The organism is Dactylosporangium sp. NBC_01737 (assembly GCF_035963215.1).
Classification (GTDB): Bacteria; Actinomycetota; Actinomycetes; order Mycobacteriales; family Micromonosporaceae; genus Dactylosporangium.
This window is the reverse complement of record NZ_CP109153.1, coordinates 10,953,659-10,974,381: the sequence shown is the minus strand read 5'-3', so window position 1 is coordinate 10,974,381 and position 20,723 is coordinate 10,953,659. Positions and strand designations below refer to the sequence as shown.

The 20,723-nt window shown below is 68.6% G+C and carries 23 protein-coding genes and 4 pseudogenes; 10 read left to right on the top strand and 17 right to left on the bottom strand.

Features of this window, described 5'->3' with window-relative positions; all coding sequences use genetic code 11:
• The first annotated feature begins 103 nt into the window (after positions 1–103).
• Positions 104–1,126, top strand: a complete 1,023-nt coding sequence (locus tag OHA72_RS50485; RefSeq protein WP_327003232.1) for a LacI family DNA-binding transcriptional regulator — start codon at positions 104–106, stop codon at positions 1,124–1,126.
• Positions 1,127–1,133: 7 nt separating this feature from the next.
• On the opposite strand, the gene OHA72_RS50480 is transcribed toward OHA72_RS50485, so the two are convergent.
• From OHA72_RS50480 to OHA72_RS50460, 5 genes and pseudogenes are all read right to left on the bottom strand, one after another.
• Positions 1,134–2,009 (bottom strand): hypothetical protein, encoded by an 876-nt coding sequence (locus OHA72_RS50480; RefSeq protein ID WP_327003231.1) that lies wholly within the window; start codon positions 2,007–2,009, stop codon positions 1,134–1,136.
• The gene (locus OHA72_RS50475; protein ID WP_327003230.1) at positions 2,002–2,538 is read right to left on the bottom strand and encodes an RNA polymerase sigma factor; all 537 of its coding nucleotides are present in this window, start codon (positions 2,536–2,538) and stop codon (positions 2,002–2,004) included. Before OHA72_RS50475 ends, OHA72_RS50480 begins: the two co-directional genes overlap by 8 nt.
• A 201-nt stretch (positions 2,539–2,739) precedes the next feature.
• Positions 2,740–3,301: pseudogene (locus tag OHA72_RS50470) on the bottom strand (alpha/beta hydrolase fold domain-containing protein); the annotation flags it as partial.
• A 95-nt stretch (positions 3,302–3,396) separates the two neighbouring features.
• Positions 3,397–4,659 (bottom strand): amidohydrolase family protein, encoded by a 1,263-nt coding sequence (locus tag OHA72_RS50465; protein WP_327003229.1) that lies wholly within the window; start codon positions 4,657–4,659, stop codon positions 3,397–3,399.
• A gap of 117 nt (positions 4,660–4,776) precedes the next feature.
• Entirely contained in the window at positions 4,777–5,061 is a 285-nt protein-coding gene (locus OHA72_RS50460) for a hypothetical protein (RefSeq protein WP_327011976.1), read from the bottom strand.
• A gap of 173 nt (positions 5,062–5,234) precedes the next feature.
• Between OHA72_RS50460 and OHA72_RS50455 the strand changes: the two genes are divergently transcribed.
• Positions 5,235–5,417, top strand: a complete 183-nt coding sequence (locus tag OHA72_RS50455; RefSeq protein WP_327003228.1) for a hypothetical protein — start codon at positions 5,235–5,237, stop codon at positions 5,415–5,417.
• On the opposite strand, the pseudogene OHA72_RS65270 reads toward OHA72_RS50455, so the two are convergent.
• From OHA72_RS65270 to OHA72_RS50445, 4 genes and pseudogenes are all read right to left on the bottom strand, one after another.
• Positions 5,376–5,495 (bottom strand): annotated as a pseudogene (locus OHA72_RS65270) (hypothetical protein); the annotation flags it as partial. The gene OHA72_RS50455 and the pseudogene OHA72_RS65270 sit on opposite strands and share 42 nt — an antisense overlap.
• An 88-nt stretch (positions 5,496–5,583) precedes the next feature.
• Positions 5,584–5,802: pseudogene (locus tag OHA72_RS65265) on the bottom strand (hypothetical protein); the annotation flags it as partial.
• Positions 5,799–6,203 (bottom strand): SDR family NAD(P)-dependent oxidoreductase, encoded by a 405-nt coding sequence (locus OHA72_RS50450; protein WP_327003227.1) that lies wholly within the window; start codon positions 6,201–6,203, stop codon positions 5,799–5,801. The gene OHA72_RS50450 and the pseudogene OHA72_RS65265, both read right to left, overlap by 4 nt.
• Before the next feature lie 85 nt (positions 6,204–6,288).
• Positions 6,289–6,567, bottom strand: a pseudogene (locus OHA72_RS50445) (SDR family NAD(P)-dependent oxidoreductase); the annotation flags it as partial.
• Between the two features lie 51 nt (positions 6,568–6,618).
• Between OHA72_RS50445 and OHA72_RS50440 the strand changes: the two are divergent.
• From OHA72_RS50440 to OHA72_RS50425, 4 genes are all read left to right on the top strand, one after another.
• The gene (locus OHA72_RS50440) at positions 6,619–7,806 is read left to right on the top strand and encodes a glycoside hydrolase family 1 protein (RefSeq protein WP_327003226.1); all 1,188 of its coding nucleotides are present in this window, start codon (positions 6,619–6,621) and stop codon (positions 7,804–7,806) included.
• A gap of 2 nt (positions 7,807–7,808) precedes the next feature.
• Complete coding sequence (locus tag OHA72_RS50435; protein ID WP_327003225.1) at positions 7,809–8,390, top strand: MBL fold metallo-hydrolase; 582 nt, start codon at positions 7,809–7,811, stop codon at positions 8,388–8,390.
• Positions 8,387–8,899: a flavodoxin family protein gene (locus OHA72_RS50430; protein WP_327003224.1), complete on the top strand. Its 513-nt coding sequence runs from the start codon at positions 8,387–8,389 to the stop codon at positions 8,897–8,899. The genes OHA72_RS50435 and OHA72_RS50430 overlap by 4 nt, the downstream gene beginning before the upstream one ends.
• Positions 8,900–9,486: 587 nt before the next feature.
• Positions 9,487–11,655 (top strand): polysaccharide deacetylase family protein, encoded by a 2,169-nt coding sequence (locus tag OHA72_RS50425; protein WP_327003223.1) that lies wholly within the window; start codon positions 9,487–9,489, stop codon positions 11,653–11,655.
• Between the two features lie 313 nt (positions 11,656–11,968).
• Here OHA72_RS50425 and OHA72_RS65260 read toward each other — a convergent pair whose 3' ends face one another.
• From OHA72_RS65260 to OHA72_RS50415, 3 genes are all read right to left on the bottom strand, one after another.
• The gene (locus OHA72_RS65260; protein WP_442788418.1) at positions 11,969–12,274 is read right to left on the bottom strand and encodes a tyrosine-type recombinase/integrase; all 306 of its coding nucleotides are present in this window, start codon (positions 12,272–12,274) and stop codon (positions 11,969–11,971) included.
• A 67-nt stretch (positions 12,275–12,341) separates the two neighbouring features.
• The gene (locus OHA72_RS50420) at positions 12,342–12,686 is read right to left on the bottom strand and encodes an integrase core domain-containing protein (protein ID WP_327003222.1); all 345 of its coding nucleotides are present in this window, start codon (positions 12,684–12,686) and stop codon (positions 12,342–12,344) included.
• A 352-nt stretch (positions 12,687–13,038) separates the two neighbouring features.
• Positions 13,039–13,563: a DUF6221 family protein gene (locus OHA72_RS50415; protein WP_327003221.1), complete on the bottom strand. Its 525-nt coding sequence runs from the start codon at positions 13,561–13,563 to the stop codon at positions 13,039–13,041.
• Positions 13,564–13,690: 127 nt separating this feature from the next.
• Here OHA72_RS50415 and OHA72_RS50410 point away from each other — a divergent pair, with 127 nt between their 5' ends.
• The gene (locus tag OHA72_RS50410; RefSeq protein ID WP_327003220.1) at positions 13,691–13,882 is read left to right on the top strand and encodes a hypothetical protein; all 192 of its coding nucleotides are present in this window, start codon (positions 13,691–13,693) and stop codon (positions 13,880–13,882) included.
• Between the two features lie 11 nt (positions 13,883–13,893).
• On the opposite strand, the gene OHA72_RS50405 is transcribed toward OHA72_RS50410, so the two are convergent.
• Complete coding sequence (locus tag OHA72_RS50405) at positions 13,894–14,244, bottom strand: integrase core domain-containing protein (protein WP_327003219.1); 351 nt, start codon at positions 14,242–14,244, stop codon at positions 13,894–13,896.
• 589 nt (positions 14,245–14,833) lie between these two features.
• Here OHA72_RS50405 and OHA72_RS50400 point away from each other — a divergent pair.
• Positions 14,834–15,643, top strand: a complete 810-nt coding sequence (locus OHA72_RS50400; protein WP_327003218.1) for an META domain-containing protein — start codon at positions 14,834–14,836, stop codon at positions 15,641–15,643.
• Positions 15,644–16,030: 387 nt separating this feature from the next.
• On the opposite strand, the gene OHA72_RS50395 is transcribed toward OHA72_RS50400, so the two are convergent.
• On the bottom strand, positions 16,031–16,540 hold the full coding sequence (locus OHA72_RS50395) for an integrase core domain-containing protein (protein ID WP_327003217.1): 510 nt from the start codon (positions 16,538–16,540) through the stop codon (positions 16,031–16,033).
• A 46-nt stretch (positions 16,541–16,586) separates the two neighbouring features.
• Between OHA72_RS50395 and OHA72_RS50390 the strand changes: the two genes are divergently transcribed.
• Positions 16,587–16,820: a helix-turn-helix domain-containing protein gene (locus OHA72_RS50390; RefSeq protein ID WP_327000516.1), complete on the top strand. Its 234-nt coding sequence runs from the start codon at positions 16,587–16,589 to the stop codon at positions 16,818–16,820.
• A 706-nt stretch (positions 16,821–17,526) separates the two neighbouring features.
• On the opposite strand, the gene OHA72_RS50385 is transcribed toward OHA72_RS50390, so the two are convergent.
• Positions 17,527–18,621: an IS630 family transposase gene (locus OHA72_RS50385; RefSeq protein ID WP_442788373.1), complete on the bottom strand. Its 1,095-nt coding sequence runs from the start codon at positions 18,619–18,621 to the stop codon at positions 17,527–17,529.
• The gene (locus OHA72_RS50380) at positions 18,618–19,268 is read right to left on the bottom strand and encodes a helix-turn-helix domain-containing protein (RefSeq protein WP_327003216.1); all 651 of its coding nucleotides are present in this window, start codon (positions 19,266–19,268) and stop codon (positions 18,618–18,620) included. The genes OHA72_RS50385 and OHA72_RS50380 overlap by 4 nt, the downstream gene beginning before the upstream one ends.
• Before the next feature lie 213 nt (positions 19,269–19,481).
• Here OHA72_RS50380 and OHA72_RS65255 point away from each other — a divergent pair, with 213 nt between their 5' ends.
• Positions 19,482–19,886, top strand: coding sequence for a LysR family transcriptional regulator (locus tag OHA72_RS65255; RefSeq protein ID WP_442788780.1), 405 nt, complete (start codon positions 19,482–19,484; stop codon positions 19,884–19,886).
• Here the strand turns inward: OHA72_RS65255 and OHA72_RS50375 are convergent.
• Positions 19,781–20,272: a hypothetical protein gene (locus OHA72_RS50375; protein WP_327003215.1), complete on the bottom strand. Its 492-nt coding sequence runs from the start codon at positions 20,270–20,272 to the stop codon at positions 19,781–19,783. The genes OHA72_RS65255 and OHA72_RS50375 overlap by 106 nt on opposite strands.
• Positions 20,273–20,723: the final 451 nt, after the last annotated feature.

Sequence of the window (20,723 nt, the reverse complement as noted above, 5' to 3'; positions counted from 1 at the left end):
GCGGGAAGGTGACTGGTCACCGGCTGGCGGTGCCGGTAGGTTGTGGAAACGTTTCCTGACGCGTGTTCGACAGTGTGCGCTTGACGATGGAAGATGTCCATATATGAATGTCCATGTGCGTGCCACGATGAAGGACGTCGCGGCCCTCGCAGGGGTCGGCCTGGCCACCGTCTCCCGGGTCCTCAACGGCGTGCCGGTCGACCCGCACCTCACCGGCCGGGTCCTGGACGCCGCGCGGCAGCTCGGCTACCGCAAGGACACGGCCGCCACCAGCCTGCGCCGCGCCGACCGGCGCACCAACACCATCGGTCTCGTCCTGCAGGACGTGGCCAACCCGTTCTCCTCCGCCCTGCACCGGGCCGTCGAGGACGTCGGCGTCCAGCGCGGCCTGCTCGTCCTGGCGGGCAGCAGCGACGAGGAGCCCGAGCGGGAGCGCGAGCTGCTGGGCGTGCTGCGCACCCGGCGGGTCGACGGGCTCATCGTGGTGCCGACCGGCGCCCCCGACGACGAGCTGGAGTCCGCGCACCGCGACGGCACCCCGATCGTGTGCGTCGACCGTGCCTCGCCGGTGCCCGGCGTGGACACCGTGACCGCCGACAACCGCGGCGGGGTCGCCGGGGCCGTGCGGGCGCTGCACGCGCTCGGGCACCGCCGGATCGGGTTCGTCGCCGACCACAGCTCACTGTGGACGGCACGCGAGCGGCACGAGGGCTTCACCGCCGCGATGGCGGAGCTGGGCTGCCGGACCCGGGCCGCCTCGGTGCGCCTCGACGTGCACACCGCCGAGGCGGCGCGCCTCGCGGTGACCGGGATGTTCGCCACCACGCCGGCGCCGACCGCCGTCGTCACCGCGCAGAACTGGCTGACCGTCGGCGCCCGGCGCGCCCTGGTCGACCTCGGGCTGCACCACACCGTCGCCCACGTCGGCTTCGACGACTTCCCCCTCGCCGACATGCTCGACCCGCCGGTGTCCGTCATCGCGCAGGACCCGGCCGAGATGGGCCGCCGCGCGGCGCTGCTCCTGCTGTCCCGCCTCGACGGCGCCGACGGCCCGCCCGAGGCGGTGACGCTGCCGACCCGGTACATCGCCCGGGGGTCGGGTGAGATCCCGCCCCCGGCGCGATGAGCGGGCCTCAGCCCGCCTTGACGCTCGGCGCGGGGACCGCGCCCGACCCGCTCGGCCGCGGCTTCGGCGGTGCCTTGCCGTCCGCCGACACCCACAGCACAAGGACCTTGGTGTCGATCGGCGCGGTGTCGTAGACGATCCAGTCGCCGGGCACCTGCGCCTCGGTGGCGGGCAGGGAGTCCCAGCCGACCCGGTATTCGGCGGTCATGCCCTCCGCCGCGAGGATCTTGCGGGCGTCGGACACCCGCTTGCCGACGAGCGCGTCGGCGACCGCGTTCTGCTGGTCGGATCCGCCCTCGATGAACTCGCCGGGCAGCGGGGTCCGGCCGAACTCGACGACCGCGTAGGACGTGAAGTTCAGCGGCACCTTGAACCCGACCTGGCAGGCGCCGTTGGCGGTGCACCGTCCGGGGTCCTCGATCGGCTCCAGGGTCGGTCCGCCGCCGGTGTCGCCGAGCTCCCCGAAAACCACCTTGCCGACGTCCTCCGGGTTGGCCGGCACCAGCTCGATCTTGATGTTCAGCCCGTGTTTCGCCAGTTCGTCGCGGTACCGCTGCGGATCGGCGGCCGGGTCGTTGATCGTGACGATCAGGAACCCGGCGTCCTCGGTGACGGTGAGCGCCGCATGGGCCGGCGCGGGCCCGATCGGCCCCACCGGCGCCGACGCCGGCAGCAGCGCGCTGACGACCAGCGCCGCGGCGGCGAGCCCGGCGACGACCGGGACGGCGACGAGCAGGCGGCGCCGCCACGGCGACGGCGGTGCCGGGGTGCGCAGGATGTCGTGCAGCAGCTCGTCGCCGGCAGCCTGCGCCGACGGGGGAATGTGCACGGTGGGGGACAGCAGCCGGATCAGGTGGTCCTGCTCCTCGTCGACGTCAGTCACGGTGGCTCCTTTCAAAGCTGGTACGGGCACGGCTGGTCAGGGACGGGGAGCGCAGCGCCTCGGCGAACCGGCGGCGGGCGCGGTGCAGGCGGATCCGGGCGGCGTTGACCGAGCAGCCGAGCGCGACGGCGAGGTCGTCGGCGGTGAGGCCCTCCCAGGCCACCAGTCGCAGCACCTCCCGGTCGCCCTCGGGCAGGGCACGCAACGCGTGCGCGATCTCCGGCGGCACCGGCGGCTCGATCGTGGTGGCCCCGGCGAGCTCCTGCCGCAGGCGCGCCCCGAGGTCGGCGCGGCGCCGGTCGGCGCGCTGATGGTTGGCCATGACGTTGCGGGCGACGCCGAACAGCCAGGGCCGGGCCTGCTCGTCCGGGATCTCGTCGATGCGGCGCCAGGCGATCAGGAAGGTGTCGGCGACCACGTCGGCCGCGGACTCGGGCCGCTCGACGCGGCGCAGGGCGTAGCCGAGCAGATCCTGGTAGCAGGCCCGGTACAGGGCCTCGAAACGGGCGGCGCTGGGCGCTCGTGCCAAGAGTGGCTCCCATCATGCGGAGGCGGTGTGTCGCCTCTACATGTCCGGCCGCGCCCGTTCATTTCAGCCTCGGTCGGCGCCCGCGGTCGTCAGGAAGCGTACGGTCCGCTCGACCAGGCCGGCCAGGGTGCCGTCGTCGACGCCGGTGAACTGGTGCCCGGCACCCGGCACCAGCTCGACGGTGGCCTCCCCGCCGGCCGCGGTCAGCGCGTCGGCCAGGCGCCCGCTCTGCCGGGGCGGGACCATCCGGTCGGCGGTGCCGTGCAGGAACAGGAACGGCGGTGCGCCGGCGTGCGCCCGGTGCACGGGGCTGGCCGCGTCGGCGAGGTCGGGCCGCTCGCGCAGCGGCGCGCCGATCAGCTGGGACTCGCGGGAGGTGGGGCCCTGGTCGCCGGTGCCGCCGGCGTCGTCGACGTCGCCGGCGAGGGCGAGCAGGTCGGTCGGCGGATACCAGCACGCGACGGCCCGCAGCGGGTGCGGCGCCCGCGGGTCGAGGGCCTCCAGGGCGGCGAGGTGGCCGCCGGCCGACACGCCCCAGGCGACGGTCCGCGTGGCGGTCACGCCGAGCGCGGGTCGCCGTCGCGGCGCGGACGTCGTCGCTCTGGGCGGGGAAGGTGGCCTCGGCGCTGAGCCGGTAGTCGACGCTGGCGATCGCGAGCCCGAGACCCGCGACGCGGTGGAAGAACGACGGCTCCCATCTGCCCGCGCCGCCGGGGCCGTCGGCGCGGGCACCGACCCGCCAGCCGCCGCCGTGCAGGTACACGCACAGGGTCCGGGCGGGCTCCGGCGGCAGGTACAGGTCCAGGCTCAGCGGCCGGAAGCCCTCCGGGCGGGAGTAGACGACGTCGAGGAGTGCCGTCACGGGCGGGGCTGCTTGTAGAACTGTCCACTCTGGACGATGTAGACGAGGTTGTCCTGGTCCTGCAGGACGCGCACGTCGGCGGTCGGGTCGCCGCGCACGACGAGGACGTCGGCGACGTACCCCGGCGCGAGGACGCCGAGCAGGTCGCCCTTGCCCATCAGCTCCCCGCCGTGCTTCGTCGCCGCGGTCAGCGCCTCGACCGGGGAGTAGCCGAGCACGTCGACGAACAGCTCGAGGTCGCGGGCGTTGCGGCCGATCGGGTTGTTGGGGAAGCCGTAGTCGCCGCCGGGCAGGGCGCGGATGCCGCGCTTGCGGATCTCCGGGTAGATGGCGGCCATGCCCTCCAGGGCGGCGACGGAGCCCATCCTCTCGGCGACGTCGCGGGTGATGCCGAACTCCTCGCCCTCGTGCACGTTGGCGTAGATGATGCCGGGCGCGGGGGAGACGAAGACCTGGTCCTTGACCGATTCGAGGAGGTCGAGGGCCTCCTCGTCGGCGTAGGTGCAGTGGTAGATGGAGCGGAACCCGGCCCGCACCGCGAGCTTGACCGACTCGGCGGACTGGGCGTGGCAGTTGAGCCACACGCCGGACTCGCGGGCCTGCGCCCCGGCGGCGTTCGCCTCCTCCGCGGTGTACTGGGTGATGTGGCTGCCGCCGGGCACGAACACGTCGTCGTTGCTCAGCAGGAACTTGATGCTGTCGAAGCCCATCGCGGCCTGTTCGCGGACGAACGCCGCGCACGCGTCGGGGCCCTGCCAGTCCGGCTCCACGTGCCCGTCGGGGCGCTGCGGGTGGTTGTCGCGCTCCAGGCCGGCGGCCCGCAGCCGCGGCCCGGGGACGGCGCCGGCCTTGAGCTTGTCGCGCAGGATCACCTCGGTCGGCATCGGCAGCAGTGACCCGGCGGAGTACGCGGAGGTGAACCCGGCGTCGAGCAGGATGCGGGCGTTGCGCTCGGCCCGGGCCAGCTCGCTGGGCATGCCCTCGATGTGGTGGAAGAAGCTCACGTCCAGGGGCGGATTGAACGACGGGTCGATGTGCCCGACGGCGGAGGGGAACGTGAGGTGGGCGTGGGACTCGATGAGGCCGGGCATGACGGTGCAGCCGGTCGCGTCCACGACGGTGTCGCCGGGCTCGTGTTCGTCCTGCCAGCCGGCGCGGGTACCGACGACGCGGCCGCCCTCGACGATGACCTCGCCCGGGTAGGAGGGGGCTCCGGTGCCGTCGAACACCAGCCCGCCGGTGAACACGGTGCGCGTCATGTCAGTTCCTCCTGCTTACTTTCACTAGCCGAGAGTTACTTTCCCTGTTCCGCACCGCCAGTGTTTCCGGCTCGTGTCGTGCTGTCAACGCCTCGGCGGGCTCCAGTCGCGGCTCAGTCATGGACGTCGAGCCGTTCGGCGTCGGCGACCAGGTAGGAGGCGAAGACGCCGTGCGGGTCGCGTACCCGCGCGGATCGCTTCGAGGCGGCGCAGGTTGTCCTCGCTCATGAAGCGGTCGGTCGTGGCCGTGAAGTCGGTGTCGCCGAGGTACACCCCGCCGCCGTGCCGGGCGAGCGCGGCGGTCCTGTCGTGGACCCAGGTGCGGTACCGCCCGTCGTCGGCGGCGTCGGTGTAGATGGCGTACGTGGCGAGGTACACGTCGCCCTCGACGGAGAACGCCATGTCCGGCAGGTCCCGCCGGGGTGCCCGGCCGTACCAGATGGAGAACGAGTGCGGCGTGTCCGGTCGAGGCCGGGCAGCGCGGCGTGCAGCCAGGTGAGCAGCTCCACGGTGTCGTCGAGGCAGTACGTGCGGGTGTCCTGCCACATCACCGCGGGCGCCGGGTAGGTGCGCAGGTGGAAGCGGGTGACGATGCCGGGGAAGCCGGGTCCGGCGCCGCGGGCGGCCCACAGCAGGTCGGCGTGGCGCGTCTCGTCGGCGTGGACGAGCTCGCCGCCGGCGGTCACGACGTCGACGGCCACGACGCTCTGGCACGCCCAGCCCCAGGCGCGGCCGTTCCAGCCCCGTCCGCCCTGTAACAGGTACCCGCCGAGCCCGACCGACGCGCAGTGCCCGCCGGGGAACGCCCGGCCCCGCTCGGCGAGGAACGGCGCCAGGTCCAGGCCGCCGCGGACCGTGGGGCGCGACGCCGGTGGCCGCGTCGTAGGTGATGTCGCGCAGCCCGCCCAGGTCGATGAGCAGCGTGTCGTCCCGCAGGCTCCATGCCGCCCACGAGTGCCCGCCGGAGCGCACCGCCACTGACCAGCCGCGCTCGGCCGCCGCCCGGACCCCGGCGATGATGTCGTCGTCGGAGCGGGCCGCGAGGATTGCCACCGGGTAGCGGTCCGGGCGCCGGGCGTTGAACACGCGGCCGACGCGGGCCTGCTCGTAGCCGGGATCGCCCTGGTACAGCAGGTCGCTCATCCGACGACCGCCGCGCCGCCGTCGACGGGGATGTTGGCGCCGCTGACGTGTGCCGACTCGTCGGAGGCCAGGAACAGCACGGCGTTGGCGACGTCGCGCGGCTGTCCCCAGCGCCCGAGCGGGACCCGGTCCCGGATCGCCCTGGCCGGTCCGTCGGGGTCGGCCAGCAGCGGGCGGGTGTGCGGAGTCTCGGTCATCGCGGGGCTGACCGCGTTGACCCGGATGCCGTGCGGCCCGCCCTCGACGACGAGCTGGTAGGTCAGCGCGAGCACGCCGCCCTTCGCCGCGCCGTGCGCGTTCTGCGGCATGAAGAACGCGCCACGGGTCGCGGAGATCGAGGCGATGTTGACGATCGACCCGCCGCCGCCCGCGACGAGGTGCGGCCACGCGGCGCGGGTCACGAGGAAGACGAGTGTCGAGCTCGTTGCGGATGGTGAAGCGCCAGTCGTCCAGCGACAGCGCGTCGATCGCGCCGAACCGGATCGCGGAGGCGTTGTTGACCAGGACGTCGACCCCACCGGCCGTGTGCGTGGCCCGCTCGACCCAGTGGCTTGCGCCGTCCTCGGTGACCAGGTCCACCGGCGCCATCGCGTCCATCCGGCCGCCCGTGGCGCGGACCAGGTCGACCGTTTCCTGTGAGGTGTCCGGGTGCAGGTCGCAGCCCACGACGTGGGCGCCCTCGGCGGCGCAGACGATGGCGGTGGCCCGGCCGATGCCACCGCCGGTGCCGGTGATGAGAACCTTCTTGCCATCGAGCCGGCCCATGGGCGGTCTCCGCTCTTCCCGTGTTCACTGTGTGGAAGTAACATTCGCAGAATGAGAGTGGACGGGCAAGGGAGCCTGAACGTACCGCCGGGCTTCTTGTGGGGCGCCTCGACCGCCGCACACCAGGTGGAGGGCGGCAACGTCGGCAACGACTGGTGGGAGGCGGAGAACGCCTCGCCACCGTTCGTGCCCGAACGCAGCGGCGACGCCTGCGACAGCTACCACCGCTACGGCGAGGACATCGCGATCGTCGCCGACGCCGGGCTGAACGCGTACCGGTTCAGCCTGGAGTGGAGCCGCATCGAGCCGTCGCCGGGGCACTTCTCACGGGCCGCCCTGGACCACTACCGCCGCATGATCGACGCCTGCCTGGCCCGCGGCGTGACCCCGGTCGTGACGCTGCATCACTTCACGATGCCCCAGTGGTTCGTGCACGCCGGGCACTGGACCGCGCCGGACGCCGCCGACCTGTTCGCCCGGTACTGCTCCTTCGTGCTGCCGATCCTGCGCGAGGGCGTCCCGTGGGCGTTCACCATCAACGAGCCGAACATCCACGCCGCCGTCATGGCGTTGCGCGCCGGCGCCACCGTGCCGAACTTCCTGCCGCCGCCGGCCCCGCCAGTGGTCGAGGGGCTGATCGCCGCGCACCGCGCCGCCCGCGCCGTCCTCGCCGACGTGCCGGGCCTGCGGACCGGATGGACCGTGGCGAACCTGGTGATGCAGCCCGCCGCCCCGGAACACGGCCCGGCCGCCGACGCGATGCGCTGGACGTACGAGGACCAGTTCCTGGCCGAGAGCACGGCCGACGACGTCGTCGGGGTGCAGTGCTACTCACGGCTGCTGATCGGCGCGTCCGGCGTCGTGCCGCCGGTTGGGGCCGCCACGACCCAGATGGGCTGGGAGTACTACCCCGCCGCGCTCGGCCTCGCGCTGCGGCACGTCGCCGCGCAGAGCGCCGGGACGCCGATGCTGGTCACCGAGAACGGCATCGCGACCGCCGACGACGAGGAGCGCATCCGGTACACCCGCGGCGCCCTCACCGGCCTCGCCGCCGCGCTGCACGACGGTCTGGACGTGCGCGGCTACCTGCACTGGAGCCTGCTGGACAACTTCGAGTGGGCCGAGGGATACCGCCCGACGTTCGGCCTGGTCGCCGTGGACCGCACCACGTTCGCCCGCACCCCCAAACCCAGTCTGCGATGGCTGGGGTCGGTCGCGCGGACCGGCGAGCTGGAGTGACGATGCGACTCACCCACCTCGGCCACGCCTGCCTGCTCGTCGAGACCGGCGGCGCCCGGCTGCTCATCGACCCGGGCACGATGTCGGCGTTCGACGACGTCCGCGACCTCGACGCCGTCCTCGTCACCCACCAGCACCCCGACCACGTCGACATGGCCCGCCTCCCCGCGCTGCTGGCCGCCAACCCCTCGGCGACGCTGCGGTCCGAGGGCGACTTTGCCGCCCACGACCGGTTCACAATCGGCGGGGCGACGGTCGAGGCGTTCGGCGGCCTGCACGCCCCTGTGTACGGCGACGTCCCCGGGTGTACCAACACCGCCTATCTCATCGACGGCCTGCTCCATCCGGGCGACGCGTTCGTCGTGCCGGACCGTGACGTCGACATCCTCGCGGTGCCGGTCGACGGCCCGTGGCTGAAGCTGTCGGAGGCGGTCGAGCACATCCACCGCGTCGGTCCCCGGGTCGCGGTGCCCATCCACGAGGCCGAGACCACCGACCCCGCCAAGTACACGGGCATGCTGTCTGCTTTCGCCCCACCGGGCGTCGTACGGGTCCTACCGGTCGGTGCGGAGGTGTCACTGTGAACGTCCTGGGACTCAGCTGCGGCGCGGCCCGCGGCAGCGCCGAGATCCTGCTGAAGGCCGCGCTGCAGGCCGTTCAGGCCTCGGGCGCCGCGGTCTCACTGATCCGCCTGGACGAGCTGCGCCTGCCCACCGGCACCGCGGAGTCCCGTGCCCAGGACGACGCGGACTGGCTCTGGGAACACCTCGTCGACTGCGACGGCCTCATCGTCAGCACCCCGATCATGTCCCGCACCGTGGCCGCCCGGTTGAAGCTGCTCGGCGACCGCCTCCTCGGCCCGAACGCCGACGCCGCCATCATCGAGAACCTCCTGGCGCTGCGAGAGGTACACGCCCTGCCGCCACGGTTCGCCCTCGTGCTCGTATGCCAGCTCGAGGATCTGCATGCCCAGGTCCATCGTGCGGCGGGCGACGACCGTCTGGCCCTCGGCGATCATCACGTCCGGGTCGGCGGTGTGCGCAGGTACCGCTCGATGTCGACCCGGACCGCAGCGAGCGGGTCGAGTTCTTGATCGGTGCACCAGCGAAGGGGGCGTACTGCCCGAGCCGCCGCGCACCGCCTCACGAAAGGGGGACGCTGATACAGACCGACAACCGGGTGCTGAGGCCTGCAGTGCTCACGGCACTCACTTACCGGGTCCGACGCCCTCGGCCTCATCGACATCCCGGCGCGCTACCCATAAAGGACATAAGGCAAGCAGGTGCTGGTTTCGGAACCGATCACAGCGAATTAACCAACAGAGTCCTGCAAAGGCCCTGGAGATGCGGCGCTTGAGTTTTTTGCGATTCCTCGGCGACCACCCGTCCGTAGTCGAGGACCGCGATCCGGTCGGCCAGCGATCGAGCCGGACATACAACGACGTAGAGGCCGTGTACCATGAGCAGCCGTCTGATCTTCCAGTGGAGGAAATCTTTACCGACTTGTCCCAGCGCTCAAGGCGGTCTCACTTCGTGTGCAGATGGCCTTTCTTTCAGTAGTCGCAGTTCACTCCAGCCAGGGACGATCGCCGGCAAACAGACGCTATGTCAGATTCGCACTACATGCACAGCGTCGGGTCTGAGGGTCGATACGCCCGAAGCACTTGACAAAGGCGGCACCATGCGAAAACTACTCACAATCACATCAGCCGCACTCATAGGAATGGGTGCTCTGCTCTATCACGCACCGAGCGGGTGGGCGGCCACCAATCTCATCGCCAACCCGTCGGTCGAAACCGCAGCCAGTGCAACCACGCCGACGGCTTGGCAAACAGGGGCATGGGGGACGAACGCAACCACCTTCAGCTACCTCAACACCGGTCATAGCGGCACGCGCAGCGTCAAGGTCCAGACCACAAGCTACACGAGCGGCGATGCCAAATGGTACTTCACGCCCGTAGCGGTCACGCCAAACGCCACCTACACCTTCAGCGATTACTACCAGGCGACCGTGAGCACCAGCCTCGTCGTGCAGTTTACGACTACCGGCGGCGGCCTCAGCTACATCGAGTTGACCCCTGCGCCAGCCACGACCGGCACCGCCTGGGGCCAGACCACGCAGACCTTCACCGCGCCGGCGAATGCCCAGAGTGTGACCGTCTTCCATCTGCTCGACAAGGTCGGCTCGCTGACCATCGACGATGCCAGCCTGACGGCCGGAGCCACGACGCCCCCGCCGCCGGCCGAGCTCGTTGCCAACTCATCTGTAGAGGTAGCGTCCGCCACCAACCCCAACCAGCCCAATGGCTGGACCAGTAATAACTGGGGCGGCAATACCGCGGCGTTCAGCTATCTCACGACCGGCCATAGCGGGTCCCGGAGCGTAAAGGTTACGGTCACCAACTACACCGACGGTGACGCCAAGTGGTACTTCACCCCCGTGACGGTCACCCCAGGCGTCTCCTATACCTTCAGTGACTGGTACCAGTCCAGCGTGCAGACCGAACTCATCGTTCAATTCACCAGGCCGGACGGCACTGTCTACTACGAGTCATTGGCCGTTGCGGCGGCGAGCAGTACCTGGAAACAGGCAAGTTTTTCCGTGTCGATCCCGGCCGACGTCAGCAAGCTCAGCGTCTTCCACGTCATTGCCGCCAACGGTTCGCTAACGCTCGACGATGCCAGCCTGACCGTTGCCGCACCGACCCCCAGCAACCCCATTGCAAACCCCTCGGTCGAATCGGCTAACGGTAGTAGCCCGGCGGCCTGGAGCACCGGCAAGTGGGGAAGCAACACCGCTAGCTTCGACTACGTCGGCGAGGGCCACACGGGCAGCCACAGCGTCAAGGTAACCGTCAGTAACTACACGGACGGCGACGCCAAATGGATGCACCAGGCGCTACCGCTCGAACCCAACAAACAGTACCGGTTCAGCGCGTGGTACAAGACCAACACACAACCGCACGTTGTCGCCCAGTTCAATCGCAGCAACGGCACGGCGGCGTACTTCGGCATGCCACAACCCCTGCCGCCCGCGAACGCCGCGACGACCTGGCAAAAATACAGTGACACCTTCACTGTGCCGAGTGACGCCGCCTCCGTCTCGGTCTTCGTTTTCCTCACTGGCAACGGTTGGGTGCAGACCGACGACTACAGCCTCGAGCCGTATACGCCCACAGGCTTCAACCGGCCACTCGTCTCGCTGACGTTCGACGACGGCCACGAAAGTAATGCCACCTCGGCCTTGCCACTACTTCAGGCCCGGAACTTCAAGAGCACCCAGTGTTACATGACCGAGGCCATCGAGGGCGTGCCGGGCGCCCCCGAGAATGTCCTAGCCTTCGCCAACGCCGGTCACGAGATCTGCTCGCACAGCATCACGCATCCATTCCTCTCGCAGATTCCCCTGGCCCAGCTCCGCAGTGAGTTGACCCATTCGCAGCAATACCTTCAGCAAGTCTCCGGTCAGGCTGTGCGAAACATTGCATCGCCCTACGGCGATTACAACGCGACCGTACTCGACGAAGTGAAGAAGTCCTACCGATCGCACCGCACGGTGGATGAGGGCTTCAACAGCAAGGACAACTTCGATATCTATCGCATCCGGGTGCAGAACATAGAGATCGACACCACCTTGGCCGAGCTTCAGAGCTGGCTCAACCAGGCCAAAGCCACCAACACCTGGCTCGTGCTCGTCTACCACCGGGTCGTGCCGAGTGGCCAAACCGACGGCGGCCAGTACGACACCAACCAAGCCGACTTCGAGCAGCAGCTCAACGCCCTGCAAAACAGCGGCCTCACGGTCAAAACCTACAACGACGCGCTCGATGAGGTAACGGCGCAACTGTAACCAGGTGCGACACCGGCTTTCAGGGGCGGGGAACCGGCAGATCATGGCCACCGTCCAGCTCCGCAACGCCACCCTCGGCCGGGCCTGCTTCGACCGCAGGAAGGCAGCCGGGAAGGCAGCCGGGAAGGCGTCGATGGAAGCGATGCGATGCCTGAACGGCGCCTGCCCGACATCGTCTACTGACAAATGATCAACGACGCCGTCGACACCGCGGCGACGGGTCCGGGGATACAGGGACACGTCTCTCATCCCCACGCCGGATCTTCGGCGAAGTCACTTCCCGGACCCGTCGGCACCAAGCCGAAACCCGCGATCACCACAAAGTCTTTGACATAGAGGGGAGCCAGAGTCGTACGCCGCGGCTACGTTCCCGAGGCCATGTACGCGGCAAGGATGTAGTTCGGATGCCGGTCGAGGTTGTTGCGGCCCGGTCGTATCGCATGGTGGTGCGTGGGTCGGCGTGGCGGGCGGCGATCTGGACGTCGCGCAGGCTGATGCCGGCGTCGAGCATCGTCGTGACGAACGTGTGCCGCAGCATGTGTGGGTGCATGCGCGGCATACGCACTCCGGCGGTGGCAGCCAGGTGCTTGAGCCTGCGCGTCGCGGCGTGGCGGTCCATCCGAGTGCCGAGCGTGCTGCGCAGGATCGGCCCGTCGGTGCGTGTGGGGCTCGTAAATCCGGTTTGGCTACGCTGCCTGCGTGTATTCGTTGATCAGTCCGCCGATGGTCGGGCGCCGTTGGACCCGCGTGGCGTTGAGGTCGACGACCTGCGGTGGCGGGTTGGGTGGTCGTTGGTCGAGTGAGCGGTGTGGCCGATGGTCGTTGTAGTGGGTGGTGTACTCGGTTAGGACGCTGGCCAGGTGCCGCTCGCCGGCGATGAGGATCCGGTCGGTGCATTCGCGTCGTACGGTGCCGACCCAGCGCTCCGCGTAGGCGTTCGCCCTCGGCGCTTGTGGCGGTGTGCGGAGTACGTCGATACCCGCGGCGGTGAAGACCGTGTCGAAGCCGGGGTGACGAAGAACGCCGACCATTGCGGTCGGGCAGTGGCCGCGGCAGTACGGCCAGCACCACCCGATCCTCGGGCTGCAGGTCGGGTCGGGTGAGCATCTGCAGAATCTGGTGCAGGAGCAGGTACACCAGCGACGCGGTCACGACCTCGATTGTCGCCGCTACCGCGGGGCAGACTCCACACAAAACCGCACGTCACAGCCCCAACCGGATTTACGAGCCCGACAGGCGTTCACCGAGCTCGCCACCGCCATCTGAGACCGGCCACTCACCCGCCCAAACGCGCCCTCCGATCAGCAAACGCAACGGCACCGTCCAGCAGAAGGCCGTGGTCGCGCGGTCGAGGCAGGCGGTGAACGACGATCCGGCCCTGGCTCATATCGCCCATTCGGGGTAGTCGGGATGGTCGGACCACACCGTTGCTTCATTGCGAAGCTCTCGGCATGGCGTGGGCTCATTACAGGTTCGGCACCAGTTCGGCTCGCGCGGCTCGTCGTCCTGAACCAGCACCTCGATCGCCTTGCCGTCCTCGCGCCGGTACACCTCGTAGTGCTTGCCGTACTCGAGTTGACCGCTGGAATAACCCGGCTTGTGTCGCTCGAGCCGCCGCCGCTTGGCCTCCACCTCGCGGAGCACCCGGGCGGGATCGTGACGGGCGATATGGGTGTGCTGGTTGCGACTGCCCGGCACGACCGCGACCGGCTCACCGCCCTCGTCGTGCGCCTGCCAAGGGTCCTGGATGATGGTACGGTCAGACGATCGGATCTCTCGCCAGCCGCCGGGCTGGTCCGGTTTGACGATCCACACCTGCGGTGCATAGCCGCCAGCCGAGATCATGCTGGCGATTGACTCGTCCTCGGCCAGCCGTGCCTCGATGAAAACCACCAGCTCGTTCGTCATGCCCTCGATTCTCCTCAGGTGGCGGCAATGGCGGTCCGGATTTGCTCCCATCTCGTTGAGTTCACCGTTCGCTCGCAGTTCGTGATGACGCCGCGCGAGCGGCCCGCAGGATGCGACCGTAGACGCTGTGACGACGCGCGAGGTGGAGTTCGGTGACGGGACAGCGGGGGTCGTGTCGCTCAACGCGCCCGTCCTGCGATATCCGGCCAACCCGATCCTGACGGCGCACCAGGTCAACGTCATGTGGCAGGAGCCGCACCTACAGGTGGTGACGGTGCACAACGCCGGCGCGGCGGCGCTGGCGGTGTGGGGCTTGTAAACGGGGTTCGGTTACGCTGCCTGCGAATATTCGTTGATGATGCCGCCGAGGATCGGGTGTCGTTGGACTCGGGCGGTGGTGAGGTCGACGACCTGTGGTGGCGGGTTCGGTGGTCGTTGGTCGAGTGATCGGTGTGGCCTGTGGCCGTCGTAATGCTTGGTGTACTCGTCAAGGACGCTCGCCAGGTGCCGTTCGCCGGCGATGAGGATCCGGTCGGTGCACTCCCGCCGGACGGTGCCGGCCCAGCGTTCCGCGTAGGCGTTCGCCAGTGGGGCTTGGGTGGTGTGCGAATCATGTCGATGCCCGCGGCGGCGAACAGGATCTTCCAGACCGTGCTGGCCGCGATCCGGTACCCCAGACAAGCCAGCTCACCCTGCACGCGGCGATGCCCCCACGTCGGGTTCTCCGCGGCCAGACGCAGCACCAACTCGCGGATGTCCCGATCGACGGGTGGCCTGCCGGGCCGCGCGTGTGGATAGGTCCAATGCCGGGCGATCAACTGCCGATGCCAGCGCAGCAGTGTCGCCGGGGGTGACGAAGAACGCCGACCAGCGTGGTCGGGGCAACAGCCTCGACAACGCCGCCAACACCACCCGATCCGCAGGCTGCAGATCGGGTCGATGCACCTGCCGACGCAGTACCGCCACCTGATGCCGTAGCACCAGCAGTTCGACGTCCTTTGCTCCGCCGTCGCGGGCGAGGTGGGTGAGCATCTGCAGAATCTGGTGCAGGAGCAGGTATAACCGCGTCCGCCGATCCCACAAACGCATCGGCGCCGGCGACAGGACCGGAGACAGGGCCGGCATCGGGTTCGGCATCTGGCACGGGCGCGACCAGGCAGCCTCAAGTCGAAGCGGCAATTCCTGGGTCCTGCCGCCGCCGTAGGGCGCCCGCTCCGCCAGGCACAAGATCGGACGGGAACCGGATCGGCCGCCGCCGCGTCGGAAGGGGATGACACGGTTCGGTCTCGTCCTGATGCTGCTGGTGCTGGCGGGCTGCGCCCGTGGCGGCGCGGCCAGCCCCGCTGCGGGTCCGCCCTGGGGGCACACGTACCTGTCGACGGCGGTGACGGAGCAGGGCAAGCCGCGGCAGCTGGCCGCTGGCACCCGGATCGAGCTGCGGTTCGCCGGCGGCAGGCTCGTCGTCCGTGCAGGGTGCAACACCATGCAAGCCCAGGCGCAGTTGGAGGGCGACTGGCTGGTGGTCGGCGAGATGTCGGTGACCGCGATGGCCTGCCTTTCGCCACTGGGGGAGCAGGACGTCTGGGTCGCGACGTTCCTGGGTGGCAGACCGGTGTGGCGCTTGACGGGCGACGAGCTTGTGTTGGACGGCGCTGGCATCAGCATAACGTTGCTGGACCGTGAGATCGCCGACCCGGACCGGCTCCTTGTCGGCGCCGAGTGGACCGTCGACACGCTGATCTTGTCCGCGTCCTACGTTTCCGTGTCGGCCGGGGCCTCCGGTGCCGGGGCCGCCGCTTCGGTGCCGGCCGGGGTCCGCGCCCATCTGACCTTCACCGCGGGCGGCGAGGTCACCGGGTCCGGCGGCTGCAACTCCCTCGGCGGGACGTACGCCGTGGACGGCGCGAAGCTCAGCTTCACCGCTGTGGGCAGCACCCTGATGGCGTGCACGGACGAGCGGGGCACCGTGGAGGCCGTCGTGCTCGGTGTGCTGCGCGGCACGGTCATGTACGCCATCGACGCGAACCACCTGACGCTGACCGCCGCTGACGGCAACGGCCTGCGCCTGACCACACCGTGAGCCGCCCCGGACGCCGGTGGGACGGCGTCGGGGCGCGGGTCAGGTTGAGCCAGGCCCGGTCGGCTGGGTCGAACCGGACCCGCTGCTCGTCGAGCTGATGCTGCAGCACCGCGAGCTGGTGGCGCAACGCCAGGATCTCCGCGTCCTTGTCCCGATCGCTGCCCAGGCGACAACCGCAGCAACGCGAACGCGTTGGTGATGCCCAGGTACGCGGTCGCCGGAGCGCTGACTGCAGCCTGAACACCAGCAGACCGGCGACTCCTCGTCTCCGCGCAAGGCCGGTATTGACGCAGCATTACGATGTCATTTGGATGTGAGAACACCGGCCAGCACGAGCCGACACTCCACAGTGGAGCCTGCGGGTGCCGAATACCCCGTCCATGCAGGTCAAGCGGCCTGGTGGTACTCGTGGAGGATGCCGCCGAGGCGGTCGCGTCGGTGGACGTCGAGTCGGGTCAGCGTGGCTGGTTCTGTGATTGGTTCGGGCAGCGGCGCGAGTGGGCGGGCGTTGGCGATGCCTCGATGGGGTCGGTGTGCGTTGTGGTGGCGTTCGTACTCGTGCAGGGCGTGCAGGAGGTGGGCCTGGTTGTAGATCAGCATGCGGTCGAGCAACTCGTTGCGGCAGCTTTGGATCCATCGCTCCATGAGCGAGTTCATCCGGGGGATTTGAATCCCGGTGAGGACGACCCGGATCCCAACGTCGGCGAGGATCTGGTCGAACAAGGCCGGGTACTTGCCGTCGCGATCACGAAGGAGGAAGCGGGCGTGGCAGCCGGCGTCGGTCAGGTCCATGGCCAAGTTGCGTGCCACCTGGGTGACCCAGGCGGCGGTCGGGTGCGGGGTGGCGCCGAGGATGTGCACACGGCGGGTGGCGTGCTCGATGACGGCTAGTGTCACGTGATCCTGGTTGCGTTATGTCGGGTGGGTCGTTGATGCTGGTGTGATGCTGACGGAGGCCCAGGCCGCGGAGTTGCGGGCGGTGATCAACAGTCGGGATGTCCCGGCGGTGGTGGCGACCCGGGCGCGGATCGTGTTGTGGATGGCGGAGGGCCGCCGCCGTAAGGACGTTGCCGGGTTGGCCGGGGTGTCACTGCCCACTGTGGACCGTTGGGTGCAGCGGTACACGGACAACGGGCGACAACAACGCGAAGTAACAACACCTTCGGACGCTGCCTGAATGCGGATATTTTCACCTGAGCTACGCCAAGCGCGGCGCCGTGTCAACTTTGCCGATGGCCCGCCGAGTTGCAGCCCGGCTGGCGGCGAAGGGTGCATACGCCGCAAACGAGGAAGCCGCATACGTACGGGCGCTGGAGACCGCAGCGGGCAGGGACCGACGGATGTCCTGCGTGGACGATCACTGACATGATGGTCATGTGGCGAACTGGACGACGCCGTATATCGACCCTTGGCGACCATTTGTGTACGGCCTGGCGCTCTTCGGTACGGCCTTCACCGCGGTCGTCACGTTCATGATGGCAACGCACTGGCGAGGCGCAACCGTCGCTGGGGTATTGATCGTTCCGCCGTTCCTAGGCACATGGCTCACGATCGCGTGGCGGTTGGCGCGAACCGGCCTGGTCGTGTCCGATGCAGGAGTACGTATTCGATGGGTGCATCGGACACGTACCTTCACCTGGGACTGGGTGCTGCGGTTCTACACCGCGCCGGACATCCTCGTCCCAGGGAGGCTCTGGATCGAGCTCACAGACGGAACTCGAGTCCGAACCCCGATCCAACGCGTAAGGTATGTGCTCCTCGGATCGGCCCTGCGAGATGGAGGCACGTGGCTGACACCCGATCGGTACGACGCTCTTCTCCAAGATTTGGGCAATCGGCTCGACGCGGCACGGTCCGCCTAGCGTCGCGTGATTCTGGTGTTGCTACTTCGCGTTGTTGTCGACGAGTTGCTTGATGTTGGTCTGGATCCCGCGGACCTTGGCGAGGATCTCGTCGGCGGTGGCGGTCCAGGTGAAGGGTTTGGCTTCGGTGTTCCAGTGCGCGACGTAGTCGCGGATGCGGACGATGAGGGCGTTGACCGAGGTGAACGTGCCGCGGCGGATGGACTGGCGGGTGATCAGCCCGAACCAGATCTCGATCATGTTCAACCAGCTGCTGCCGGTCGGGGTGTAGTGGAACGTGACGTTCGGGTTCGCGGCCAGCCAGGCGCGGACCTCGGGGGTGCCGTGGGTGGACAGGTTGTCCAGCACCACGTGGATCTCTTTGCCGGTGTGGGGTTTCACGGCCTTGCGCAGGAAGGCCAGGAACCGGGCGCCGTCGCGGACGGGCTGGCAGTCGGCGGTGACCTGCCCGGTGGCGACGTCCAGGGCGGCGAACAGGTTGGTGATGCCGTGCCGTCGGTAGTCGTGGGTGCGCTGCTCGGTCACCCCGAAGTCCAGCGGCAGTAACGGCTGGGTCCGGTCCAGGGCTTGGACTTGAGTTTTTTCGTCGATCGACAGGACGACCGCGCCGCCGGGCGGGTCGAGGTAGAGCCCGACGATGTCGGCGACCTTCTCGGCGAAGCGGGGATCTCTCGACAGCTTGAAGGTGCCCTGCCGGTGTGGCTGCAGCTTGTTGTCCCGCCACAGTTTCGCGACGTAGTGCCAGGACACCGACACGCCCTCGGCCCGCTTCAGGTATGCGGCCAGTTGCCGGGACGACCAGTGCGACAGTCCGGTCTCCACCGGCGGCGTGGCACGGGTCAACGCCAGGATCCGGGCCCGGACCGCGGCCGGGACCTGCTCCCGCGGCGCGGCGTGGGAACCGTCTTCCAGCCCGGCCAACCCGTTGTCCGTGTACCGCTGCACCCAACGGTCCACAGTGGGCAGTGACACCCCGGCCAACCCGGCAACGTCCTTACGGCGGCGGCCCTCCGCCATCCACAACACGATCCGCGCCCGGGTCGCCACCACCGCCGGGACATCCCGACTGTTGATCACCGCCCGCAACTCCGCGGCCTGGGCCTCCGTCAGCATCACACCAGCATCAACGACCCACCCGACATAACGCAACCAGGATCACGTGACACTAGGACGTACAGTCGGGTTCCGGTCAAGGTGACGGTTTCGAAGAAGTCGGCGGCGAGGATGGCCGCGGCTTGCGAGCGTAGGAACGTCGCCCAGCTGTCTGTGGTCCGTTCGGGTGCCGGGTCGATCTCAGCGTCCTTCAAGATTTCCCATATCGTCGAGGCGGCGACCTTGATCCCGAGGGTGAGCAGCTCGCCGTGGATCCTCCGATACCCCCACGTACTGTTCTCGCGGGCTAGGCGCAACACCAGCACGCGGATCGACCGGACGGTGGGTGGCCGCCCGGGACGCTTGGGTCGGGAGATCACCGCGTGTCGGCGGGTGATCAGGTCGCGGTGCCAGCGCAGCACGGTCTCGGGGCGCACGAGTAGCCGGATCCGGCGTAGCACGTCGCGGGGAAGTCGGTGCAGCAGGGCGGCGAGGAACGCCCGGTCGGCCGGCGTGAACTGCGGCTTCTGGCCGTGCAGTTGCCGTTCGAGAACGGTGAGCTGGTGGCGGAGGGCCAAGATTTCGGCGTCTTTGGCGCGATCGCTCATCGGCAGCAGTCGCAGCATGGCGAGGGCGTTGGTGACGCCGAGGTACGCCAGTCGAAGCAGCACTGCAGGATCGTCTCCCAATGACTCACGGCGATCTGTCGCAGCCCGACAGGGTCGACCGCGCCGAGATCGAGCCAACTGGTCTACACGGCCGTGACCAGTGCGGATGAGGTTTCCGGCACCCGCACCGTCCCCGCCGACCTGCCCGAGCATCTGCTCCGCGCTGTCCAAGGACAGACCAGCGGCTGGACCAGGCTCGAACGGTTCGCCGTCACCATGGCCCACCCCACCATCAACGCCGCCGCCAACACCATCGGCGTCAACCGGACCACCCTCATCGAACAGCTACGCCGCCTCGAAACCGACCTCGGCCAACCCCTCTACCACCGCGCCACTGCCGACGGCGAGCCTCACCGCCCCACGAAGCTCGGCACCACCCTGCTGCAAACCCTTGCCCAGCCGGACATCCACGCCCTGCACGGCTCCCGCGCGTCACCGCCTGACCTACACAGGCACCATCCAGCAACGTCAGCGCAGCCGGCGCATCCACCGTCACGGCAACACCACCGTCAACGCTATGCGGCATCAAGGCCAGGAAGTTTCTTGCGCGATCGGAGCGCCTTGAGTCTCGTAGCGTATTGCTGCAGAAGGGCGAGGGTGTGTTCGTTTGCTCGATTCTGAGAACGCCCCCGCTCAACCAGCACATATGGCTCTATCGCGTCCCAAACCTCAATAGTTCGCCGATACAAGTTCCCGAGGTTTTCAGACTCGTGGAGGATGCCGAACGCCCTGAGCGAGGCAAACTCCTGGAAGTAGAAGGCGATATCCATTACGTTCGTGCGCGCGGGCTCGGGAAGGTTGAGTAGGCCCAGGTCAGGGGCATGGTCACTTCCGAGCTTATTTACAACGTAGTCGTACCGCTCATGGAACTCCGCCCTGCGGAATTCTCCCAGCAATTGTGCAATAACGGAAAAATGGTTGACCCTATGGAACTGGGCAATCTGTCGAAGCGCCACAATCCCCGAAACGCCAAGAGCGAACAGGGACACAACCACGGCAGCCGTCATTAGATGATAATGGCGCTCACATGTCGCGCGCATCACCATGCGAGCGGTGGAGCCAGCTACCTCGATCGGCTTTCAAACGTAGTAGATCGGCCACGCGATGCCGATGATCGGTACCTGCGTGTCGGCTGCGCTCGTGCCAACCCATGCCTGCCGGACATCCGGACCCCTGTGCGCGAGACGCGCCAGCTTCCACGCACCCCTGCCGACACCGCCCCGTCCGGCAACGTCAGCGCAGCCCGCATCCACTGTCACGTCAACGCCACCGTCAACGCCGCCAAGCCACCATCGAGAGCCGGCAAAAGGACAGCGTCATGAAGAAGACGACAGATCGGTGAGACAGAGCGCGGCGACAAATACGTGAGACGACCGAGAAGGCCCAGCTCAGCCGTCAGTGCGGCGACATCTTCGATGAGATCCCACACCTCTGTAGTTTCTCAATGAAGGTGTCGCC